General features: G+C 33.8%; 4 protein-coding genes. All 4 read right to left on the bottom strand.

The annotated features are described in order from the left end of the window. Positions 1–2,112, bottom strand: a 2,112-nt coding sequence (locus tag RLO81_RS00410; protein WP_350105650.1) for a GumC family protein, incomplete at its 3' end; no start/stop codon positions are given. Between the two features lie 4 nt (positions 2,113–2,116). Beyond that, positions 2,117–2,896, bottom strand: coding sequence for a polysaccharide biosynthesis/export family protein (locus tag RLO81_RS00405; RefSeq protein WP_350105647.1), 780 nt, complete (start codon positions 2,894–2,896; stop codon positions 2,117–2,119). 18 nt (positions 2,897–2,914) lie between these two features. Then, positions 2,915–3,751: a 3-deoxy-8-phosphooctulonate synthase gene (gene kdsA, locus RLO81_RS00400; protein WP_350105644.1), complete on the bottom strand. Its 837-nt coding sequence runs from the start codon at positions 3,749–3,751 to the stop codon at positions 2,915–2,917. Further along, the coding region (locus RLO81_RS00395; RefSeq protein ID WP_350105641.1) for a KdsC family phosphatase at positions 3,752–4,133 on the bottom strand (382 nt) is incomplete at its 5' end.

Genomic DNA, 4,133 nt, shown 5'->3' with positions numbered 1-4,133 from the left:
GATCAAAGAGTCTGTGACAAGACCAATAGGCGGGCTGTCAATTATGATATATTCATATGATTTTTTTAGCTCTTCAATTAATTTTGATGTGGCTGGTTTTAATAGTAATTCAGATGGATTGGGAGGTACCGTGCCGCTATTAATGATATCCAAATTCTCAAATCTGGTAGATTGGATAATTTCATTAATGGATGAATTACCGGCCAAATAATCACTGAGACCGTACTCTTCAGATATTTCAAAGTCTTTTAGGATTTTCGGCCTTCTCATATCCGCTCCTATTAAAATCGTTTTTTTTCCACTATAAGCATGAATTAGAGCCAAATTGTTAGAAAAAAATGTCTTTCCTTCGCCACTCAAAGCAGAAGTAATGAGTATGACTTTATTTTTTATATCACTTGTGAAAAAATTGAGGTTTGATCTCACGGATCTAAATGACTCTGAAATAGCCGAGCGAGGTGCAGCTTCTACAATTAAATTTTGATCTTTTTGATTATGTCCAATGACTCCCATAAATGGAATGGAAGTGTGCTTTTCAATATCTTCTTTAAACTTTATTTTATCATTCAATAAGTCTACTAAAACAATTAAGCCGATGGGGATACCAATTCCCGCTAATATTGCCAAAAGATAATTCTGTCTGGTTTTAGGAGTAATCGGGCCTCCAATGGAAGGAGGGTTGACGATTACAATATCAGAAGTATTAGAAGCCTGTGTGATACTTGCTTCTGCTTTTTTCTCCATTAGTATTAAATACAGATTTTCACTCAGTTTGAATAGCCTATTAAGGCTAATATATTCACGTTCTGCTTTAGGTAATTTAGCCAGTTGCTTTTCTATTCTATTGATTTCAATATTAGTGGCATTTAAAGCCAAATTAAGTGAAGCTCCTAATGACGAAATAGTTTCTTTCAGTGAGCTTTTTAAATCATTGATCTGTTGATTTATCTCTGTAATAAATGGGCTATCCTTCGATGAGTTTCTTAGAATACTATTTTTCTCAAGTTGTAATTTTATTAACTGCTGCACTTGTTCATTAAGAATGGTGTTATTTATATCAAAAGATGCAGGAACTGTTAACTCATTGTAATTCTCTCTTTCAGTTAAATAGTCATTCAAATAATCTAAATATTTCTGCTGAATCAATAATTCGGCTTTCTCCTTTGAAAGTGATTCCATTTCATCATAAAATCTGACAGCCTCATCCTTCAAACCAGTAACGTAATTTACTTCCTTAAAATTTTGAAGCGAACTTTCTAGTGTAACCAAAGAATCACGTATTATTTGAAGCTGTTCATCAATGAATTTTATAGTTCTACTAGCCGACTCATTCTTTTCTAATAAATCATCATGTTGATACGTCTTAGCAAGTTGCATTAAAAAATCAGATTCTTTTAATGGAGTAGGTCCGTTAACACTGAGTTTGATTATTGAAGCACCTTTTTGGAGCCAGGAGACATTAAGTTTACCGGTATATGAAGAAGCAATAGCAGAATTATTAAGGAATCTTAATTCATAAGTATCTCCCTGAAACGCTGAGGAATTTGGATTTCTAATTTTTAATCGGATTCCATTTACTTCCACATAATCATTAAATTTATATTTACTAAATGATGAAGTACTTCCTATTCTGCTAATCTCGAATTGATCTTTGTTCAATACTTTTAATTTAAATCTAGCACCATATATCTGCTTCTGGTTCTTATTGTCGATAATTATATCAAAAGGGTTAGGATATATTTCAGTTGTTTTAATATCACCTTCTTTCCAAACTGAGATTTGAAAATCAAGGCTATCTATCGCCTTTTTGACTAAAGGGTATGACTTTAATAAAATTTCTTCATTCAGATAATTTTTTCCTGGCGTAAATCCTCTACCATTATACAGAAGATCAACAATTGAATTGTCTTTTTCAGGCTCATCCTTTATCAAGATTGTCATAGACACAGGATAGATCCTAACTGTATATCTATTTAAGAGGTAGGCAATTGTTACGCTCATTAATAGAGATAAAACAATGAAGTACCAATACTTTAATATTAAGAAGATGATCCTCTGAAAATCAATACCACCTTCTCTTTCTGGTAATCTTCCATTCATTCCATGCTCCATGACATTAATTAATTAAATTAAACGTTAATAAAAGCACTGAAATTGAAGAAATGATGAGTGCAAGATTAGGTCCAAAATATTTTCTAAATGGACGTTGTTTAAGAGGCTCTACAATTAGAATATCATTGTTTTGGAGATAATAATAAGGCGATTTTATCAAATTCTCATCAAGCAGATTAATATAGGATACACCTACATGCTCACCTTCTTTTCTTATTAATTTAATTTCATTTCTTTTTGCCAAATCCGTCAGTCCACCCGCTCTTCCAATCACTTCAAAAATAGAAGCTTGGTTATTAAATATATCAACCACACCTTCTGAGTTTACTTCTCCTAAAATAGTAACACGAAAATTGAGTAAACGAACCCTTACTGCCGGATTTGTCAAATAAGGATTTACATTAATATGAATTAACTCTTCAATTTCCGATATTGTACGACCTGCTACCTTAACTTTTCCAACAACAGGGAATTCTATTTCTCCATTATCATCAACTAAATATCCGTTTAAAGCAGCAGCATTTAAATTGCCTTGTTGATTTAGATTTTGATTTTCTTTGAAAATATTATATTCATCATCAGTTATACTCTTAATACTTACTGATAGTATATCTTCAGATTGGATTTTATATAATTTGTATGATTGACTATAATCTCTTAAAACTGTATCTAATTCAAATTCTTCATCAAATTCCGTTGGTACCTGAAGAAAAGTTATTTTCTTGTTAGAGACACATGAAGAAATTATTCCAGTAATAATTAGTAAACCTAAAAATCTAATCATCAGCTTAAAAAATATCCTCTAATTAACATATTGCCTGCCAAGTGTCCAAACCTCTTTGAGCATCTTTAAAAATCCTTCCATCTCATTTAATGGAATCATATTAGGCCCATCACTTAACGCTTTTGAAGGATTTGGATGTGTTTCTATAAAAAAACCATCTACCCCAACAGCTGCGGCAGCTCTTGCTAAAAAGGGCGCAAACTGTCTTTGCCCACCTGATGTACCTCCCATGCCTCCCGGTTGTTGTACACTGTGTGTAACATCAAAAACAACTGGTGCAAATTGCCTCATTGTTGGAAGCGCACGCATATCAACCACCAAATTATGATAGCCAAAACTTACTCCCCTCTCAGTTAAACATACATTAGGATTACCTGAATCTTTTACTTTGCTCACGGCATATTGCATATCTTCAGGAGCCATAAACTGCCCTCTTTTCACTTTTACCATCTTACCAGTCTCTGCAGCAGCAATCAGTAAATCAGTCTGACGGCATAAAAAGGCAGGTATTTGTAGTACGTCAGCGACTGTTGCCACTTCCGCTGCTTGATAGCTTTCATGAATGTCTGTAACTACAGGCACATTTAGTTTAGATTTTACTGTTTCTAATATTTTTAATCCTTTTTCCAACCCTTGGCCTCGATATGAGTTAACCGAAGTTCTGTTGGCTTTATCGAATGAGGCTTTAAAAACATAGGCTATATCTAGCTTTTGGCAGATGGACTTTACCTTTTCACCTACTTCAACACATAACTCCAGGCTTTCAGCAGCGCAGGGCCCTGAAAAAAGCACTAATTTATCATTACCTAGCTCTATTGAATCAGTTATTCTAACCGGATCTGAAAATTTTTCCATTTATAAACAATTCTTCACTACATCATCAAACTTTCCTTGAGCAGCAAGTATCACATCTGCTGCTTCTCTTAATACTCCTTTACCACCTTGCTTTAAGGTTACCATATCGGCCATATCCTGTACATATTCCAAGGCGTCTGATGGTGCTATTCCTAAACCTACTTCTATAATGACTTTCATATCAATAATATCATCTCCAATATAGGCTACTTCTTCCTTTTTCAACCCAAACTCCTGAATTTTGCTTTGAACCAAGGCCCACTTATCAGACACTCCTTGCTCACAAAAATCAAGCTTTAACTCTTCACATCGCCTTTTTACTAAATCCGAGCTTCTACCTGTTATCGCTCCTATTTTAATGTTAGCTTCTTTTAAATACTTG

Source organism: Fulvivirga sp. (assembly GCF_040220315.1).
GTDB lineage: Bacteria > Bacteroidota > Bacteroidia > Cytophagales > Cyclobacteriaceae > Fulvivirga.
Note: the sequence above shows the minus strand (reverse complement) of the source record. Positions and strands in the feature narration are given on the sequence as shown.

Excerpts from the sequence above, each read along its gene's own strand:
- RLO81_RS00405 (WP_350105647.1), bottom strand. The coding sequence starts at position 2,896 with ATGATTAGATTTTTAGGTTTACTAATTATTACTGGAATAATTTCTTCA.
- kdsA (WP_350105644.1), bottom strand. The coding sequence starts at position 3,751 with ATGGAAAAATTTTCAGATCCGGTTAGAATAACTGATTCAATAGAGCTA.